Genomic DNA, 19,062 nt, shown 5'->3' with positions numbered 1-19,062 from the left:
TTTGTCAAAATTTACCAGTATAATTGCATAGAGTATCTAAAATGGGGTAAGTAAGAAATTACTGATAAATTATTTTATAAAATTTGTTTAAAAAATGTTAAAAGTGCTGTTATCAGGTAGTTTAGAGAATGTTGAGCTTTTTTTTGTAAGTTTTTACGGGTATTTAACGTAGGAATATATAGTAATTTTCTTACGGTAAACCCCTTGTTTTAGATGTAATTGTAAACTAGCTATGCTGTTAAACGCATTTTTTAAGTATTCTATCTAAAATATGAGTTTTTCTAGTGATTTTTAATGTAACTAAACTATTTTAGCATTGGTTAAAGCAAGTAAGAGAAAAATACAAGTTGGAAGTACTACCCCCTTCTTCCTAAAATTTTTAGAGTATTAATAAAAAAATTGATGATTATGGCATATATGTTGTAATTGTTGAGGATAAATTATTGTTCATTAATTAATGGGGAAAATTATGAATGCAGTAGAGTCCAAGAAAATATGGCTTTCTTCACCACATATGGGGGGGACGGAGCAAAGCTATGTAAAAAAGGCGTTTGACACCAATTGGGTAGCCCCTTTAGGTCCAAATGTTGATGGTTTTGAAAACGACATTGAGAATTATCTCGGAGAGAGTAGTAATGTAGCGGCGCTTAGTTCGGGGACAGCAGCACTACATTTAGGACTTAAACTTTTGGGAGTTACTTTAGGAGATGAAGTGTTATGTCAGAGTATGACATTTGCTGCTTCTGCAAATCCAATAGTATATCTTGGTGCAAAACCTATTTTTATTGATAGCGAAGAACAGACTTGGAATATCTGTCCTGAGCAATTGGAATTGGCTATAAAAGATAGAATAGCAAAAAAAGGTAAAAAACCAAAAGCTATTATTGCAGTACATTTATATGGTATGCCATATAAAGTAGAAGCGATACATAAAATAGCTTCGGAATATGGAATTCCTGTTTTGGAAGATAGCGCAGAGTCTTTAGGAAGTTCTTACCACAATATAAAGTGTGGAACTTTTGGAGATATTGCTATTCTCTCATTTAACGGGAATAAAATAATTACCACTTCTGGAGGAGGCGCATTAATAGCAAAAAAACCTGAACTTAAAAACAAAGCAATTTTTCTTGCTACACAAGCAAGAGATAATGCTCCACATTATGAACATACGGAAATCGGCCACAATTATAGAATGAGTAATATCATTGCTGGAATTGGAAGGGGACAGATGGAAGTATTGGACAAACATGTTACTAATAGACGGAGTAATTTTAATTTTTATAAAGAAAACCTAGTTGATTTCGAAGAAATTAAATTTCTAGAAGAACCATCAGGTTTTTATTCTAACAGATGGCTATCCTGTATAACGACTGTTTCTTATGAAATGAGAGAAGAGTTGAGGTTAGCTTTAGCAAAAGAAAATATAGAATCCCGACCACTATGGAAACCCATGCATCTACAACCTGTTTTCGCAGATTGTGATGTCTACCTCAATGGAATTTCTGATGACCTATTTGATCGAGGACTTTGCCTACCCAGCGGGTCTAATCTTGAAGAAGAAGATTTATTTAGAATTGTATCGGTAATTAAAAAAGTATTGAGATGATTAAGGATTACATAATTAATAACTCGCATAAACATGCATCGAAATGGCTTGTATTATCTATTGATATTGCAATCACTATTTTCAATTTCTTTTTGGCATATGTAGTTAGATTTGGGATTACATTTGATTTTGATCTAACTAATTTCATATATCAAGTTCCGGTTATGACAGCGTTAGCTGGAATTAGCTTCTTACTAATTGGATCGTATAAAGGTGTTGTAAGGCACACTGGGATGAGGGATGCTTATAATCTGTTCTTAGCTGTTACCGTATTAATTTCGTTAAGTGGTGCGTTAATGGTTTCTAGTAGATTATCATTGATGCCAGAGCTTTTAAATATACCGGTATCAATTATATGTGTGCATTATTTGTTAAATATTATCACCCTTACAACCAGTCGTTTGATATTTAAATATTGTTACTTATATGTGAAATCAAAATTAGGAGATTCTTCAAGAGTAATGATTTATGGAGCTGGTGATTCTGGTTTGATAACATTGGCTGCAATTACAAATGATTCTCATAAATCTGTAACTGTAGTTGGATTTATTGATGACAACCCGCAAAAAGTTGGAAAAACAATTAATGGAATAAAAGTATATCGTTCTGAGGCAATTACTCAAAGTTATATTACAAAACATAATATAACGGAAATAGTTGTTTCAATTCCTCATATAGACAAGCATCGTTTATCTAAAATATCAGATAATTTGCTAAAGCTATCTGTGAAAGTTAAGATTATACCTGCAATAAACGATTGGATTGATGGTAAACTAAATGTTTCTCAAATAAAACAGATACAAATTGAAGATTTATTGGATAGAGCTCCAATCGCTTTAGAAAATCAAAATATTAAGAGAGAACTTGATAATAAAGTTGTTTTAATAACTGGTGCTGCGGGATCTATTGGTAGTGAGATTGTTAGGCAAGCTTCATTCTATACCTATAAACATTTGGTATTAGTTGATCAAGCAGAATCACCATTGTATGATCTTCAACAGGAATTGTTAAGTAAAGGTGTTACTAATTTTACGCCAATTGTAGCAGATATAAGAGATCACCAACGTATAGAAACAATATTCGATAGGTTTAAACCAAACATGGTATTCCATGCAGCTGCATATAAGCATGTGCCTCTAATGGAAAATAATCCTTGTGAGGCAATTAAAATTAATGTCTTAGGAACTAGGAAACTAGCTGATCTTTCTTCTGAATATGGAGTAGATAAGTTTGTTTTTGTTTCTACAGATAAAGCTGTTAACCCTACAAACGTAATGGGTGCTACTAAAAGAGTAGCCGAAATGTATATCAAGTGTTTACATAGAACAAGTAAAACTAAATTTATTACCACAAGATTTGGTAATGTTTTAGGTTCTAATGGTTCAGTGATTCCATTGTTTAAAAAACAAATAGATAAAGGAGGACCACTTACAGTAACTCATAAAGATGTTACACGTTTCTTTATGACAATTCCAGAAGCATCTCAGCTTGTAATTGAAGCAGGTACTATGGGGAATGGAGGCGAGATTTTTATCTTTGATATGGGAGAATCTGTAAAAATATTTGATCTAGCTAAAAAAATGATCAGATTATCAGGACTTAATTATCCAAATGATATTGATATTGAGATAACTGGATTAAGACCAGGTGAAAAGTTATACGAAGAACTTTTAGCAGATACAGAAAATACGTTACCTACATATCATAAAAAGATAATGATAAGCAAGCACGATGATGAAGATTGTCCTTTAATAATGGATAAGATTGATGATTTATGTATTATGAATTTATTTAATCAAGATCATAAAATCGTTGGAAAGCTTAAAGAGATTGTTCCTGAGTTCATTTCTAAGAACTCTACTTTCGAAAGTATCGATATCGAAAACAACGAAACTAATAATAAAGTACAAAAAGTATTAGTTTAGTCTTCTTTTTAAAATAGTTGCTATAAACAAGAATATTATTATACTTTTGTTTATAGATCAAAATGCCCTAAAGAATTTAAAATATGCATTCAATCAAGTTTTTACTTTTATTAGTAGTATCATCATTTATTTTTTCTTGCAAAACACCTACTGATGTTGTTTATTTTCAAGAATCTAAAGATTTAGAAAAAATTAAATCTACAAATTCATTTACACCAGTTTTTAAGGTGGATGACGTAGTGAGTATTTTAGTTTCTGCAACCGATATGGATGCTGCAAGACCTTTTAATTTAATGCAAGGAGCTAGTTTACCTTCTCCTTCTGGTGATAATGCAGGATCATCTACTGGAAGTGGAGGAGTAGAACCTACATACCTTATTGATGAAGAAGGAAATATTGATTTCCCGGTACTAGGGAAATTAAAAATTTCTGGCTTAACTAGAGTTGAGATTAAGGATATGATAAAGGAGAAGCTAAAAATATATATAAAAGATCCTATAGTAAATGTTAGACTTAAAAACTTTAAAATTACTGTTATAGGAGAAGTTGGTCGACCTGGTTCTTTTACAATTCCTAACGAAAGAGTTACTATTATTGAAGCAATCGGTTTAGCAGGCGACTTAACTATTATGGGAAAAAGAGGTAATGTTATGGTGATTCGAGAAAATGACGGAGTTAATACCTATCATAAGGTAGATCTTACTTCTAAATCTATTTTTGATTCTCCAGTTTATTATTTGGCTCAAAATGATGTATTATATGTCGAACCTAATGATGCTAGAATAAAGAGTTCTAAAGGACAAGATAGAACAGTTGGAGTTGTTTTGAGTGTAATTAGTGTAGGTTTAGCTGCATTAGCACTTATTTTAAGATAAGCAATATATGATTTCTAATAATAATTCCGATAATAGTACTGATAACAGCACTTTTATAGATGCACCTAAGTCAAGTTTCAATTTTAGAGATGAAATTTTAAAGTATGTAAAAAAATGGTATTGGTTTTTACTAAGTGTTGTTGTTTTTGGAACTTTAGCTTATTTACATATACGCTATACCATACCGCAATATAATGTGTCTGGTACAATTTTAATTTCTCAGGAAGAGAGTGTTAGTGAATCAGAACTGTCAGCTTTTAAAGACCTTGGTTTACTAGATGATTCTAAGAATAAAATAGAAAATGAGATTCAGATTATAAAATCCAGAACATTGCTTACCAATGTAGTTAATAATTTGAAATTAAATGTTCAATATTTTACCAAAGGTAGGGTTCTTGAATCGGAAAATTATCCTAAATCTTTAATTGAGATTAATTTTTTATCTGCAGATTCTATAGTTCATACAAAATCAAAGAATTTTAGAGTTTTAATTAATTCGCAGACTTCTTTTTCGTTCGTAGATAAAGAAGGACAGAAATTGAGTGATCACTCTTTTGGAAAGACTATTAATACTAGTATTGGAGATATCGTAATAACTCCAAACATTGATGGAATAGAATCAAACAAAGGAAAAGTTATACATATTAAAATAACTCCGGTAAATATTGTAGCTCAGAGTTATAGAAATAAATTATCTGTTATTACGATAGGCAAAGGATCTTCAATCGTAAAATTGTCTTTAAATGATCCAGTAAAGGAAAAGGCAAAAGATATCATCAACAATTTGGTAGAGGAGTATAATAAATCTACTATTGAAAATAAGAAATTGACATCTGCTAGAACAGCTGGTTTTATTAATGAGAGATTAGATCTAATTTCTGGTGACTTGTCTGAAGTGGATGATGAAGCTGCAGGTTATAAATCTAAATTTGGATTGACTAATGATGTGTCTGCACAAACGCAAAGAGTTGCCGATATTGATTCTAGAAATTTACAAGAAATTAATAGATTTGAAACTCAATTAAGAAAAATTGAATCAACTAGACGTTTTGTGCTTAGTCAAGATGGTAAATATGATATTTTACCTTCAACACTTGGTTTTGATGATCCTTCGATTACATCAACCGTAGCTCGTTATAATGGATTAATAAGTCAACGAAAAAGACTATTAAAATCTTCTAGTGTACAAAATCCCGTTGTAGTTAATATTGATGAGCAAATTGGTTCTTTAAGACAAGGGTTAATTGCTAGTTTAAACGGTGCAAAAAACTCTATTAACATAAGTTTGAATAGTTTAAGGACTCAAGACAAGTATTTTAGTGGACAATTGTATAATGCGCCACTAAGACAAAAGGAGTTGACTGCTATCGGAAGAGAACAAGGTATAAAAGAACAATTATATCTATATTTATTACAAAAACGAGAAGAAGCCGAGATTACAAGTCATATCACATTATCGAATGCACGTGTAATTGATAAGGCATCTACTTTAGGTTCTTACCCAGTATCACCAAATAAAAAGATGATTTATTTTGGAGCGATATTTTTTGGTTTTGCGTTGCCTTTTTTGACTATCTATTTATTAGATCTATTCAATACTAAGGTAAATTCTAGAGAAGACTTAGAAAGATCGTTATCTATGCCAATTTTAGGAGCTATACCAAAAACAAAAAGTAAGAAAAGTAAGATTGTGGTTTCTAGAAATAGCCGATCATCTATTGCAGAAGCCTTCAGGATTCTTAGGACAAATTTAGGTTTCTTAATGGCAGGTACGCATAAGGAAACTGGTAAAATTATTTTTGTTACTTCTACAATTTCTGGAGAGGGGAAGACCTTAGTTTCTTCTAATCTAGCAAAAACATTGGCAATATCCGGAAAAAAAGTGGCATACTTAGGGACTGATTTTCGTGATCCAAAATTTCATAATTTCTTTGAATTACAAAAAGGGAAAGATACTCCTGGGTTTACCAATTTTATTATGAATTTGGATATTAAGCCAGAAGATGTTGTATATGAACAAGGAGAAAATGACCCTCTTTTTGTAGTACCTTCTGGTGTGATACCTCCTAATCCAGCTGAATTATTGATGAATGATAGAGTGAAGGAAATGTTCGATTATTTAGGAGATAATTATGACTATATAGTTGTAGATACAGCACCAGTAAGTTTGGTAACGGATACTTTATTGATTGGGCATTTTTCTGATTTAAGCATTTACATCGTAAGAGAAAATTACTCAGATAAAAGAATACTCCAAGTTCCAGAAAATTTCTATAGAGAAAAACGTCTTCCTAATATGGCGGTATTACTAAATGCAGCAGGTGATAAGGTAGGATATGGTTATGGTTATGGATACGGAGCAAAAGACTAGTTAAAGGATAGATTCTTTTTCATCAATGCCGAAATTTTTTCGGCATTTTTTGGTAAAAAACCTTTTTCAAGAACCTCGAACTGATGATAATTATGCACATCAGAGCCGGCAAAATCATAAAAACCTTCAGCGAGTAGTTTTATCGCTTTGTTTTTAACTTTCTCTCCATAAAACCCCGAAACAGAAAGTAAATTGAGTTGAAATAAAAATCCTGACTCCTTTAATTCGATGTATTTATCCATATGATCTTGGTAAAATGAATACCGTTCTGGATGTGCTAAAATAGGAGAGTACCCTGCTAGTTTAATTTCGAAAAGAAGTTCAGTTAAATTAATTGGCGCACTAAAAGTAGACATTTCAACGAGTATATATTTTTCATGTAATGGTATAATATCATTTGCTTTTATTCTTTGATAAAATAAGTCATCCAACATATATTCTGCACTAGCTTCTAGTATGATATCAAGATCTAATGTAGATAAGACTCGTTTCATTTCTTGATGCTTACTTTTAATTATCTCCGAGGTATTTGGCCATACCTCTTGCATTACGTGTGGTGTAGTAATAATTTTTTTTACTCCTAAATTTCCAAATTGTTCAATAATATAAGCAGATTGATATACAGTTTTGACTCCATCATCTATATTAGGTAATAAATGAGAATGCATATCTACATAACCTTGCGGAATGATCTCTTTAAGATGAATTTCTTTCTTTGATAAAAAATGCAACGTGTTCGTTCTTGTTTTGGGGTTAATTAAAGTATTAAACTTTAATGTGATGCAAGTATCTCTTAATAGCTTACATCAAGTTACTTACAAAAGTAAAGATTATTAGACGTAAAAAAAACTGCCTAAGAAGTAAAACTTCTTAAACAGTTTTTCGGATTATTGAAATATGCTTCTTTTTAGTGTTTTGTGATATCACCAGATCCTGAAACTTTTTTATCTTCTTTTTCTGGATTCCCTTGATAATCAATGTCTCCTGAACCTGTTACACGTGCTTTTAAATAATGGGTAGATGTTAATTTAATATCTCCAGAACCTGTCACAGATGCATCTACATTTTTTGCTCTTAGGTCATATGCTCTCACATCTCCAGAACCAGTTACATTTAATTCTAGATTTTCTGCAGAACCTTTTAACGTTAAATCACCACTACCAGATACAGATCCTTCTAGTTCTTTAGCTTGTACTTCTAATCCAACATCTCCTGATCCAGAAACTCTAGTTTCAAAAGATTCTGCCTTTATAGTATCTTTGGAATAAATATCTCCTGATCCAGATAAACTTACTTTAGATATATCTTTAAAAGGTACTGTAATAAGAATTATTTTATTTCTACTTGGTTTTAAATAATATTCTTTTTCTACATAGATTTTTAGAACATCGCCTTCTACCTCAGTGATTACGTGAGGAATTAGATTGCTTTCTGCTTCAATTTTAATATTACCTTCGGTTCCAGCAACTAAAGCGACATCTAAACTACCTTTTAGTTTTACTTGATCGTAGCTTGATAAATTTCTGTTTTTAGTTACTACATTGCCATTTCCTTCTATTTTTTTTCCTTTTCCCCACCATTGCGCATTTATTGATGTTATACTGCATAATGCTAAGCCTAAAATGATTGTTACTGTTCTCATAATTGATTGAATATTTGAATTAATTTTTTCTTAGTTTAACTCCACCATAACTGGTAGAAATATCAATGGAATTTCCACTGTTTTTTTCTCCGTGATATCCTCTGTAATCTTTACTAGAATTATCTTTACTCTTTTTCATTGTGTTAATGCTGTCATCAAGATTAATTCCTCCGTAGGAAGTTTTGACAACAAAATCAAAGTTTAGATTAGAATCATACCCAATACTTACACCAGTATAATCGGTTCTAATATTGACATTTTTTGTTGTAGATTCTAAATTTTTAATATCAATAGATCCGTAGTCAGAGTTAATATTCACACTATTACTTACGCTTCCAATATTAGTGTCTAGGTAATCACCGTTTCCTTTAAAAACTCTTGCGTTTTCTACTTTTAAACTACCATAATCACAGTTATAATTAAGCTCTTTGACTGCTTTTATTTTTGATTTAGAATAGTCAGCATTAAGTAGAACTTCATCTCCCATATCTAAAATAAAATCGGAGTAATCGGCATTTATTTTTCCACTTTTCATATATTTAATGGTACTATTGTGAGTATAATCTATACTAATATAGTTATCATTTCCCAGTAATTCGCCTACAATGATCTGTCCATAATCGCAACTTATTTTAGCATTTCCTTTAGTCTTATCAAGAGTTATACTTCCATAATCATTATTTAGATCTACACTGTTTGTGATTGGGACTTTTACTGTATAATTAATTTCTAGCTTTAGGTTATTTCCACCCCAACTATCAGAGAATTTAGACCACCACGATTTGCTATCTTTATCAAAAGTAGTTCTTGCACTTACCATTTTCGATGATGCTTCAAAATCTACACCGATACTTTCAAGTTTTTCTATTACTTTTTCTTCATCGTTTCCATTAACTTTTATGTTAATTTCCATTACGATTTTATCCTGATCCCAAGAAGTAATATCTAGATTTCCGTAATCATTGCTTATTTTTAATAAAGCATCACTACTTACAGAAAACTCTTTCTTCATAGATTTCTCTTTAGTATATTTTCCTTTCTTTCTAATGTCTCCATTCCCTAGAGAAATAGCTGGTATAAGAAGTAATATGTATATTAGTTTATAGTATATTGGTTTCATTTTCGTTTAATTTTAATTTGTTGATGTTGTCAATTTTTTCTAATACTTCTTCTAGTAAAGTTGCTCTTTTCTGAAAGTTTTTAATCATCGCGCTGATTACTCTTTTATCATTGCCACTTTCTACTAGATCTTTTTTTAGATGTTCATAACTAGATTCTAATTTTTCTAATTGTTTCATAGCATCCGCAACTAGTTCAGTTGTTTCTGCTGATGAGTTTTTGTCAATTTCTTCCAGTTGGTTTTTGATCGCAACTGTAAAGAAATTTTGAGTATCCTCCATTTGTGGAGAAACACTTGCTAAATCAGCTTTCTCATTAGTGTTAAATATAGGAGCTATTGATATGGTACCTATTAATATTGCTATAGAAGCTGCAATTGCTAATGGTTTTATCCAATTTATTTTTTTAGATGTAAGAGAAACAACTTTATTTTGCTCCTGCAATTTCTCTAAAAAATGTGATTTATGATCAACTGATGGTTCAAATACGTCAAGTTGATTTTCTAAACGTTCAAATAACTTGTCTATTTCATCTTCCTTTTTCATGTAACTATTAATTTTTTACGTAAACTTTCTTTCGCGCGAGAAATCAGTGTACGGCAATTAGAATATGATATATTTAATATTCCACAAATCTCTTCATAATCATAACCTTCTATCAAGTGCAATGACAATGCGGTACTATAGCTTTCTTTTAATTCTTTTAAAGTATTTAAAACTGTATTAGCTTTAACACTAGTCAAATCTTCTCTTACAATCCCTTCTGTTTCATCTGTAAGTGCATATTCAATGGTTTCTAAAGGGACCTCACCATAAATATTTCGCTTACGAGATATTGTAAGACTAGAATTAACAACTATCTTTTTTAACCAAGCTCCAAATACCTTGTTGTCTTCTAACATTGACAGTTTGGTAAATGCTGTTAAGAAAGCTTCTTGCATCACATCTTCAGCTTCTGCAGAATTTTTTATAATTCTATAAGCTGTGTTGTACATAGCTTTATAGTATCTGTTATAAATTTCCATCTGCGCACTCTGATCTTGCTTACGGCACTTTTCTATCAGTTGCTCAGTATTTAGTTTGGTTAGTGTCAAAAATTTCAGTTTACTTTATATAAAGATATGGATAGATCCTTTTTGTTACAGTTTTTAAAATATTTTTTTGAAGTTTATGGCATAACAATTGACTTATCTAAGTAGAATCAGGTACAAATGCCTTATTTTGCAAGTGTTATCGATTCTAAAATTAGATTTAATAAACTTTTAAAGAATGTCATTTTGATTAGATGACAAAATGACTTTGTATATATACTTATGACGAAATCCAAATTAACAACTCTTGACAGTTTGTCATTTCAAGGAATAAATGAAGATGCAGAATTAATACCTTTAATGACACCTGAAGATGAAGAGGAAATCGATAAAGAAGAACTTCCGGAAACACTTCCTATATTGCCATTGAGAAATACTGTTTTATTCCCAGGAGTAGTGATTCCAATTACTGCTGGTCGTGATAAATCAATTAAGCTTCTTAATGAAGCAAATAATGGAAACAAAACGATTGGAGTAGTTTCTCAAAAGGAAGAAGATGTAGAAAATCCTACTTCTAAGGATATAAATAAAATTGGAGTAGTAGCGAGAATCTTAAGAGTTCTTAAGATGCCAGATGGAAATACAACTGTTATTTTACAAGGTAAAAAAAGGTTTAAGATAGATGAGATCTTAGAAGAAGAACCATATATTAAAGCAAGAGTATTAGAAGTTCCGGAAACCAGACCTGCTAAAGAAAATCAGGAGTTTAATACGATTATTGATTCTATAAAAGAATTGGCTTTAGAAATTATAAAGGAAAGTCCTAATATTCCTTCAGAAGCATCTTTTGCTATTAAAAATATTGAAAGTAACTCTTTTCTAATCAATTTTGTTTCTTCTAATCTAAATTTACCAGTAGACGAAAAACAAAAAATATTAGAGATTGATAATATCAAGGATAGGGCCTTAGCTACGTTGAAGTATATGAATTTAGAGTTTCAGAAATTGGAACTAAGAAATGATATACAAAATAAGGTTCAGCATGATATGAGCCAGCAACAGCGTGAGTATTTCCTTCATCAACAGATGAAAACCATTCAGGAGGAACTAGGTGGTGTCTCACATGAAGATGAAATAGAGGAAATGCAGGTTAGAAGTAAGGATAAGAAATGGGATGAAAATGTAAAGAAACATTTTGACAAAGAATTGTCTAAGATGCGTCGTATGAATCCGCAAGTAGCCGAATATTCTATTCAACGTAATTATTTAGATCTATTTTTAGATTTGCCATGGAATGAATTTAGTAAAGATAAATTTGATCTAAAACGTGCCAAGAAAATTCTTGATCGTGATCATTACGGTTTAGATGAAGTTAAAAAACGTATCATAGAATATTTAGCAGTACTAAAGCTGCGTAATGATATGAAATCACCGATACTATGTTTGTACGGTCCTCCGGGAGTTGGTAAGACATCATTAGGGAAGTCTATTGCCGAAGCATTAGGTAGAGAATATGTACGTATATCATTAGGTGGTTTGCGAGATGAAGCAGAAATTAGAGGGCATAGAAAGACATATATAGGTGCCATGCCAGGTCGTATTATCCAAAGCCTTAAAAAAGCGGGAACAAGCAATCCAGTTTTTGTTTTGGATGAGATAGATAAACTTTCTGTAGGAAACCAAGGAGATCCTTCTTCTGCTTTATTAGAAGTGCTTGATCCTGAACAAAACTCTGAATTTCATGATAATTTCTTAGAAATGGGGTTTGATCTTTCTAAAGTCATGTTTATTGCTACTTCTAACAGCCTTAATACAATTCAGCCAGCTTTAAGAGATCGTATGGAGATTATTAATGTAACCGGATATACGATAGAAGAGAAAGTTGAAATTGCAAAACAGCATTTATTACCAAAACAATTGGTTGAACACGGATTGGATAAATCTCATTTGAAAATTGGAAAGGTACAATTAGAGAAGATCGTAGAAGGATATACAAGAGAATCTGGTGTTCGTGGATTAGAAAAGCAAATTGCTAAAATGGTACGGTTCGCTGCTAAAAATATAGCAATGGAAGAGACCTATAATGTAAAAGTAAGTAATGACGATGTTGTAGAGGTTTTAGGAGTTCCTAGATTAGAGCGTGATAAATATGAGAATAATGAAGTAGCGGGTGTTGTTACCGGATTAGCTTGGACTAGTGTAGGTGGTGATATTTTATTTATAGAATCAATTCTTTCTAAAGGAAAAGGAAGCCTAACAATTACCGGTAATTTAGGAAAAGTAATGAAGGAATCTGCAACTATTGCTATGGAGTATATCAAAGCTAATGCAGATGTTTTAGGAATTAATCAAGATATTTTTAGCAACTATAATGTTCATATTCATGTTCCAGAAGGAGCTACGCCAAAGGATGGTCCTAGTGCAGGAATTACAATGCTTACATCATTAGTTTCACTATTTACTCAAAGAAAAGTGAAAAAGAGTATTGCTATGACAGGTGAGATTACACTAAGAGGTAAGGTGTTACCTGTTGGTGGAATTAAAGAAAAAATCCTGGCTGCAAAAAGAGCTCATATCAAAGAAATATTATTGTGTGAGGATAATAAGAGAGATATTGATGAAATTAAAGCGGAATATCTTAAAGGATTAAAATTCCACTACGTTAAAGAAATGAGTGAAGTCTTAGAGTTGGCATTAACCAAGAGTAAGGTAAAGAATGCTAAAAAATTATAATTTTTGATATTTATTTAATATTGAATAATTTTTTTTCAAAAAAAATATCGATTGTAACTATTGATTTTACTGGATTATTTTAATTTTTAGATCTTTAAAATAAAAAATTATAAGAAAAAAGTGTAACAAAATTTAGTGATGCTCGTCATATAGATGTAAACAGTAGAGAAATCAACAAGATCTATTATTAGATAAAAAAGTTGAGTAAATACTTAAAGGGGATTAATCCTGATACATCTTGGGATTGATGCTTTTTAGAAAAAGTATATAAGTTTAACTTACAATCAAAAAGCGAGATTTACTTTACTAAATAATTACAAGTTCGAACAATATTTTTTTGAGCGTTTATCCTGATACTCCTTGGGATAAGCGCTTTTCTTATTTTATATACTAAATTGGACTATTTTAGTTTACTTTTTTTGAGGTTTACACGCAACCATAAGTTGTATAAATGTTTTACTTTTAATTTGTAAACCAGACTTTATTTTTTAATTCATGTTTTTGTCAACCAACATATATATTACACATGGAAATCTCTTAAAATCCGAAGTTAAAATGTCACACCTATAATAGTCTAAAATGGCGATTCCTCAATAGGTTCATTAGCTAGAAAAGTTTTGGTTAAAACGGGATTGTTTCCAGATACAATCCCGTTTTTATATATTATAGTTCTTGTATGCTAAAAAATATTACTATTCTTGCATATGATGAATATTATCCCGCAAATCAATACTCAAAGATTAGCAATAAAACTTAAGCCCTCTGCAGAAAAAATGGTAAAAAGAGGCCACCCTTGGGTTTTTGAAAATAGTATTATTAAACAAAGTGCTAAAGGAAATTCAGGAGATTTAGCTATTATATATGACAGCAAAAAGAATACTATTATTGCAATAGGCTTATATGATCCGTACTCTCCAATTAGAATTAAAGTAATTCAGTTTAAGAAAGCAGCACAAATAAATGACGAATGGTTTGGTCATAGAATTCTGCAAGCTTATAATATTAGAAAAGAGTTATTGAAATCAAAGACAAATAGTTATCGATTAATATTTGGTGAGAATGACCAAATGCCAGGTTTTATTGCAGATGTATATGATACTGTTTTAGTGATAAAATTATATTCTCATATTTGGTTTCCATATATAAATTGGATCTTACCTCATTTAATTGAAAATACAGGATGTAAAACTGTTGTAATGAGACTAAGCAGATCATTACAAACTAGAGGGGAAACATATAATTTAAAAGATGGAGATGTAGTCTTTGGTGACTTAGAGAACGAAGTAGTAGTGTTCGAAGAACATGGAGTTTTGTTTTCTGCTAATGTAATTAAAGGTCATAAAACTGGATATTTCTTAGATCATAGGCATAATAGAAAAAGAGTAGGTGATCTTGCTAATGGTAAAACAGTGTTGGATGTATTTTCTTATGCGGGTGGTTTTTCTGTACATGCGTTAGCTGGTAATGCTACAGAAGTTGTGAGCCTCGATATAAGTAGACAAGCTCTGGAAATGGCAAAGGATAATGCTTCTTTAAATAAACATTCGGGAAACCACGATATAATGGTTGTAGATGCTTTCGAAGGGTTACAGAGTCTTATAAATAATAACAGGAAATTTAATATTGTTGTCATTGATCCTCCATCTTTTGCTAAGAGAGAAAGTGAAATTGTTAAAGCAAAAAACAGTTATGCTAGGTTAGCTAGACTTGGAACTCAATTGGTTAGTAAAAAAGGAATTTTAGTTTTAGCTTCATGTTCTTCTAGGATTAAAGCAGAAGATTTTTTTAATATATGTCATGAAAACATTTCTCAGAGTGGAAGAAATTTTAGTGTTTTAGAAAAAACATATCACGATATAGACCATCCGATAACGTTTGAAGAAGGAGCGTATTTAAAGTGTGTGTATTATCAAATGAGTTAATGTAAATAACTAATTCCTGAACTAGGTTGAAGCATATTAATATTATGTATAAAATGCTTCAACCAAATTTAGGATCTGTTATTGTTTTGTTATCAGTGCTTTCCGAATACATGTACTTTTGCTCTGTTTTTAGAAAAGTTTTTGGTGTCGTAGAAAAAAGTAATATCTCTTATTATTCGTTTGTTACCTTTTAAATCAATGACTCTAGTCGCACTTCCTTTTTTGAAGTTCTTTTTTACTTGAATTACTTGTTTTTCTCCATTTCCATATTGTACAACTATTCGATGCATATTTATAGAACCATTGGTAACCTTTACTTTTAGTTTTTTAAATGCACCATCTTTTGCTGTTACTTTAATAACATCTCTATCAATTTTATAATTTACTGTTCTAGACCCTAAATGTTCCCATTTTATTTTAGCTGTACTAAAGCTGCTTGCTACTAAAAATAATACCATTAAAAATGGTAGGATTAGTTTTTGCCTTTTTTTATTTTCCATAATTCAATGTTTTAGTGTTTAATAGTAAGACCATATTAATTACTAAAGGTTTAATTATAATTTTTAAAAAAATAGGCTACATACACTTCAAGTATGTAGCCCAATAGGTATATTTTTTATAATATTTGTATTAATATAAAATGTTTAATGCTGTTTTATCCGTATCGGTAAATTCTCCATCTTCTGTAGTTCCAAAACAAGCTTGCATTATAGAATCAGCGTAAGCAGATGTTGGTGTTCCTGGAATCCAAATAGCAGGTGGTTCTGCTGGAAGAGGACCAGAGTAACCACAGCTTTGTCGATTATACCAATCCTGATGTCTAAGGCCAATACAATGGCCAATTTCATGGCCTATTACGTGTTCATTTACGTTGGTTGTATATGCATCTGTTCCTGCGTTGATTCTAACCCATTTATAAGGCTCTCCAAGTGTGTTCGGAAAACTAGCATTTCCACCTCCGCTGGCTATATTAATTTTATAAACTACCATATCCGCATTACTGAAATCAGTACCAAAAGTAAGATTGAAATTTAAACTATTGGATAATGCATTATAATTATTAACTGCCCAGCGTAGTGCAGTTTGCATTTTAGAAGTCAATGCAAAATTTCCTCCAGTATATCCTAATATATCAATATCTCTATAATTAGGAGAGACTAAATTAGTATCTCTATATTGTTTATTGTCACCATTTAAAGGTTTTAAATCTGAATAAGATTTAAGATTATCTATTGGGATAGTAATATCCCCAGATATTAAATAGGTATTCGTTTTGCCATCCAAAGTGGTAATTTCTTGGATAGTAACATCGTCAATATTCACTCCCATATTAAATAGCTTGGTGAGTTGTTCTTTAGTAGGTTTCTTATGTGTTTCTTGGATTTCTTCATTAATTTCTTTTTTCTGACAGGAGAAGTTGGTTATAAGAACCATAAGACAAAGCATTAACAATGTGATTTTTTTCATCGTAGTGTATTTTAATTTCAGTTGATTAGTTTGAATTTTACGATAAGTTCTTGCAAAAGTGTTCCTTTAAACATCAAGTGCTATATGAAAAATATTGTTGGGATAATTGTATAATATTTGTGTGGTTTTATATCATGCAAATATTTATTTTTCAAAACTACATTTTAGTAATACAATGAAAAAGGGGTATACAACCCAAATTGTTGGGTGAATACCCTTTATATTATGTTAAGGAATGAAGTGGAAAGTAAAAATACTAATTATTCTACTTTAGTATAATTTTCGGATTGCGAATAATGACCAGTTTCATCAATAGTTATTTGTTGATAGGATTTTTTATCCATAACCAGTTCAAATTTAAAAACTTGAGTAGTGTCTACTATTTTCATCATTGGTCCAGATGCGTATTCTAATCTTTCTTCTAAGATATTACCTTTAATAGAATACGTCCCATAACCAAACCATTCATTACTGTCAGCAGGGTCATATCTAGTCCACATCACTTTACCTTTGCTATACATTTTTACCTGACGATATCCATTTGGGTTTAAAATAGTATCAGAGATTTCATTATGATCATCATATAGAAATTGATGTTTTAGATCCCAAACACCTTCTAGATTAAAATTATTGATATCAGAGGTGTTAGATGTGTTGTAAATTGAATTTATGGAGAAAAAGCTAAAAATGATTAATAAGAAGGATTTCATGATGGAGTGATTTTAAGAATTGAACATCAATAAGTTACGAAAAAAATATGATTTTTTTTTGTTTTAAAAAGGCTTTATAATTTCTTTAGGAGAGATTGTGAATAAGAATTTGATAACATACTTGAGAGGCTGATAAAAGTAAAGTTCTTAAAACTTAAATTTGGGCAAGAAAAATGATATATCTGTATTATTTTATTCTGAATATAAAATATGATAGAGTTCCAAAATAAGAATGTTATATGACTGAATATGTTTTGTTAACTGATGAGCAAACCTATTTTGTAGAATATCTAATAGGGGAATTGGTGTTGTCTAATAGTATTAGTGAAGCAATGAAGTTTAATGATGAGCATTTGGCTCTAAAGTTTAAAAAGATGTTACATAGCTCTTGTAAATTGACTACAAGTGTTAATACATATATTGATTAAAATAGATCATCATAAAACAGTATTGTTTTATCAATGTGTTTTGAGAAGATAATTGATGTTTTAGGTTGTAATTGTACGAATGCAAATGAAAAAAGGGATATGTATTATATACATATCCCTTTTTTAAAATTTCTTTTCTCTTCTTAGTTTGATGATAGCATCGCAAAGAACTTGTCTAGATTTGGTAATAATACAATTCTAGTACGTCTATTAATAGCCATATTCTCTTCTGTATCATTTTCTACTAAAGGTTGATAGCTACTTCTTCCAGAGGCGATTAACTTAGATGGGTCAACATTATACTTCTTTTGTAATAATCTTGTGATAGAAGTTGCTCTTTTTACACTTAAGTCCCAGTTATCTTCTAATGCAGGTGTGCTAATCGTTCTTGGATCAGTGTGACCTTCAATCATTACATCAAGACTTGGTTCAGAGTTAATAACTTGAGCTAATTTTTCTAATATATCATTTGCTTTGTTACTAACACGATAGCTTCCGCTATTAAATAGCATTTTATCAGAAATAGAAATCATCACAACAGTGTTATCAATGTCGATAGAAATATCCTCATCCTCCTTTAAACTATCGTCTAAAGAACTTTTTAGGTTATGAGAAACAGCTAAATTCATTGAATCTTCTAGAGTTCTTGCTCCTTGAAGTTTTTCTGGATCTACCTGAGATAATGTTTGTTTCATTTTTTCTTTAGTATTGTTAGATATTACCGCAAGGTTATCTACCATTACCATTTTCTCATCATTAGAATCTTTTAACGAATTTATTTTTGCATTATAATCAGCTACTCTTGCTTCTATTTTAGCAAATTTAGATTCTAATTCTTCTTTTTCAACTGTTGTTTTCTGTAATGTACTACGAGTGTTATTTAGATCTTCTTCCAGAGCTAAATACTTCTTTTTCGAAACGCAAGATGTGGTCATTAAAGCCCCCGATATTGCAATTAATGTGAATACTTTTTTCATGGTTATTTAATTAATCTTTTATACTTACCTAAAACTACTTGTTCTTAGTTTTATTATAATTTTACCTACTAAACTTTTCACATTGAATTCTTAAAAATTGTTAAAAAAAATTGCTAAAATTAGTATACCGTATTATTTTTACGGTAAATTTATCGCCGAATTATTTGTAATAAATTGAATTACAATACTTTAGTTTTTTAGCCTGTTTGGCTAATAAATCTAATGTTTGGTTAATAAATAATTATAGTTGTAACGAG

The 19,062-nt window shown here is 30.6% G+C and carries 16 protein-coding genes; 7 read left to right on the top strand and 9 right to left on the bottom strand.

Features of this window, described 5'->3' with window-relative positions:
• Nucleotides 1–469: 469 nt before the first annotated feature.
• From NMK29_RS09455 to NMK29_RS09440, 4 genes are all read left to right on the top strand, one after another.
• Entirely contained in the window at nucleotides 470–1,606 is a 1,137-nt protein-coding gene (locus NMK29_RS09455) for a DegT/DnrJ/EryC1/StrS aminotransferase family protein (protein ID WP_108804583.1), read from the top strand.
• Nucleotides 1,603–3,531: a nucleoside-diphosphate sugar epimerase/dehydratase gene (locus NMK29_RS09450; RefSeq protein WP_108804127.1), complete on the top strand. Its 1,929-nt coding sequence runs from the start codon at nucleotides 1,603–1,605 to the stop codon at nucleotides 3,529–3,531. The genes NMK29_RS09455 and NMK29_RS09450 overlap by 4 nt, the downstream gene beginning before the upstream one ends.
• 83 nt (nucleotides 3,532–3,614) lie before the next feature.
• A complete protein-coding gene (locus NMK29_RS09445; protein ID WP_108804128.1) occupies nucleotides 3,615–4,406 on the top strand; it encodes a polysaccharide biosynthesis/export family protein in 792 nt (263 codons plus the stop codon).
• 7 nt (nucleotides 4,407–4,413) lie between these two features.
• Entirely contained in the window at nucleotides 4,414–6,777 is a 2,364-nt protein-coding gene (locus tag NMK29_RS09440; protein WP_108804129.1) for a tyrosine-protein kinase, read from the top strand.
• Here the strand turns inward: NMK29_RS09440 and NMK29_RS09435 are convergent.
• The 5 genes from NMK29_RS09435 to NMK29_RS09415 form a co-directional block, all read right to left on the bottom strand.
• Nucleotides 6,774–7,508 (bottom strand): tyrosine-protein phosphatase, encoded by a 735-nt coding sequence (locus tag NMK29_RS09435; protein ID WP_108804130.1) that lies wholly within the window; start codon nucleotides 7,506–7,508, stop codon nucleotides 6,774–6,776. The genes NMK29_RS09440 and NMK29_RS09435 overlap by 4 nt on opposite strands.
• Before the next feature lie 176 nt (nucleotides 7,509–7,684).
• Nucleotides 7,685–8,419: a head GIN domain-containing protein gene (locus NMK29_RS09430; RefSeq protein ID WP_108804131.1), complete on the bottom strand. Its 735-nt coding sequence runs from the start codon at nucleotides 8,417–8,419 to the stop codon at nucleotides 7,685–7,687.
• A 19-nt stretch (nucleotides 8,420–8,438) separates the two neighbouring features.
• Nucleotides 8,439–9,539, bottom strand: coding sequence for a hypothetical protein (locus NMK29_RS09425; RefSeq protein WP_108804132.1), 1,101 nt, complete (start codon nucleotides 9,537–9,539; stop codon nucleotides 8,439–8,441).
• On the bottom strand, nucleotides 9,520–10,083 hold the full coding sequence (locus NMK29_RS09420; RefSeq protein ID WP_108804133.1) for a hypothetical protein: 564 nt from the start codon (nucleotides 10,081–10,083) through the stop codon (nucleotides 9,520–9,522). The genes NMK29_RS09425 and NMK29_RS09420 overlap by 20 nt, the downstream gene beginning before the upstream one ends.
• Nucleotides 10,080–10,631: an RNA polymerase sigma factor gene (locus tag NMK29_RS09415; protein WP_108804134.1), complete on the bottom strand. Its 552-nt coding sequence runs from the start codon at nucleotides 10,629–10,631 to the stop codon at nucleotides 10,080–10,082. Before NMK29_RS09415 ends, NMK29_RS09420 begins: the two co-directional genes overlap by 4 nt.
• Before the next feature lie 219 nt (nucleotides 10,632–10,850).
• Here NMK29_RS09415 and lon point away from each other — a divergent pair, with 219 nt between their 5' ends.
• Nucleotides 10,851–13,301 (top strand): endopeptidase La, encoded by a 2,451-nt coding sequence (lon, locus tag NMK29_RS09410; protein ID WP_108804135.1) that lies wholly within the window; start codon nucleotides 10,851–10,853, stop codon nucleotides 13,299–13,301.
• 704 nt (nucleotides 13,302–14,005) lie between these two features.
• Entirely contained in the window at nucleotides 14,006–15,223 is a 1,218-nt protein-coding gene (locus NMK29_RS09405) for a class I SAM-dependent rRNA methyltransferase (protein ID WP_369863024.1), read from the top strand.
• A gap of 92 nt (nucleotides 15,224–15,315) precedes the next feature.
• Here NMK29_RS09405 and NMK29_RS09400 read toward each other — a convergent pair whose 3' ends face one another.
• The 3 genes from NMK29_RS09400 to NMK29_RS09390 form a co-directional block, all read right to left on the bottom strand.
• A complete protein-coding gene (locus tag NMK29_RS09400) occupies nucleotides 15,316–15,723 on the bottom strand; it encodes a DUF2541 family protein (RefSeq protein ID WP_108804137.1) in 408 nt (135 codons plus the stop codon).
• Between the two features lie 130 nt (nucleotides 15,724–15,853).
• Nucleotides 15,854–16,690 (bottom strand): M57 family metalloprotease, encoded by an 837-nt coding sequence (locus NMK29_RS09395; protein ID WP_108804138.1) that lies wholly within the window; start codon nucleotides 16,688–16,690, stop codon nucleotides 15,854–15,856.
• A gap of 260 nt (nucleotides 16,691–16,950) precedes the next feature.
• A complete protein-coding gene (locus tag NMK29_RS09390; protein ID WP_108804139.1) occupies nucleotides 16,951–17,400 on the bottom strand; it encodes a hypothetical protein in 450 nt (149 codons plus the stop codon).
• A 239-nt stretch (nucleotides 17,401–17,639) separates the two neighbouring features.
• Here NMK29_RS09390 and NMK29_RS09385 point away from each other — a divergent pair, with 239 nt between their 5' ends.
• Entirely contained in the window at nucleotides 17,640–17,828 is a 189-nt protein-coding gene (locus tag NMK29_RS09385) for a hypothetical protein (RefSeq protein WP_027391591.1), read from the top strand.
• Nucleotides 17,829–17,971: 143 nt separating this feature from the next.
• Here the strand turns inward: NMK29_RS09385 and NMK29_RS09380 are convergent, their stop codons facing one another.
• Nucleotides 17,972–18,805 (bottom strand): OmpA family protein, encoded by an 834-nt coding sequence (locus NMK29_RS09380; protein ID WP_108804140.1) that lies wholly within the window; start codon nucleotides 18,803–18,805, stop codon nucleotides 17,972–17,974.
• Between the last annotated feature and the right edge of the window lie 257 nt (nucleotides 18,806–19,062).

It is taken from the genome of Aquimarina sp. Aq107 (genome assembly GCF_943733665.1).
Lineage (GTDB): Bacteria > Bacteroidota > Bacteroidia > Flavobacteriales > Flavobacteriaceae > Aquimarina.
This window is presented reverse-complemented; position numbering and strand designations above follow the sequence as displayed.

Bases quoted from the DNA above. Each gene is read 5' to 3' on its own strand.
- NMK29_RS09430 (WP_108804131.1), bottom strand. From the start codon at position 8,419: ATGAGAACAGTAACAATCATTTTAGGCTTAGCATTATGCAGTATAACA.
- NMK29_RS09455 (WP_108804583.1), top strand. From the start codon at position 470: ATGAATGCAGTAGAGTCCAAGAAAATATGGCTTTCTTCACCACATATG.
- NMK29_RS09400 (WP_108804137.1), bottom strand. From the start codon at position 15,723: ATGGAAAATAAAAAAAGGCAAAAACTAATCCTACCATTTTTAATGGTA.
- NMK29_RS09425 (WP_108804132.1), bottom strand. From the start codon at position 9,539: ATGAAACCAATATACTATAAACTAATATACATATTACTTCTTATACCA.
- NMK29_RS09385 (WP_027391591.1), top strand. From the start codon at position 17,640: ATGACTGAATATGTTTTGTTAACTGATGAGCAAACCTATTTTGTAGAA.
- NMK29_RS09405 (WP_369863024.1), top strand. From the start codon at position 14,006: ATGATGAATATTATCCCGCAAATCAATACTCAAAGATTAGCAATAAAA.
- NMK29_RS09380 (WP_108804140.1), bottom strand. From the start codon at position 18,805: ATGAAAAAAGTATTCACATTAATTGCAATATCGGGGGCTTTAATGACC.
- NMK29_RS09450 (WP_108804127.1), top strand. From the start codon at position 1,603: ATGATTAAGGATTACATAATTAATAACTCGCATAAACATGCATCGAAA.
- NMK29_RS09390 (WP_108804139.1), bottom strand. From the start codon at position 17,400: ATGAAATCCTTCTTATTAATCATTTTTAGCTTTTTCTCCATAAATTCA.
- lon (WP_108804135.1), top strand. From the start codon at position 10,851: ATGACGAAATCCAAATTAACAACTCTTGACAGTTTGTCATTTCAAGGA.
- NMK29_RS09440 (WP_108804129.1), top strand. From the start codon at position 4,414: ATGATTTCTAATAATAATTCCGATAATAGTACTGATAACAGCACTTTT.
- NMK29_RS09395 (WP_108804138.1), bottom strand. From the start codon at position 16,690: ATGAAAAAAATCACATTGTTAATGCTTTGTCTTATGGTTCTTATAACC.
- NMK29_RS09420 (WP_108804133.1), bottom strand. From the start codon at position 10,083: ATGAAAAAGGAAGATGAAATAGACAAGTTATTTGAACGTTTAGAAAAT.
- NMK29_RS09445 (WP_108804128.1), top strand. From the start codon at position 3,615: ATGCATTCAATCAAGTTTTTACTTTTATTAGTAGTATCATCATTTATT.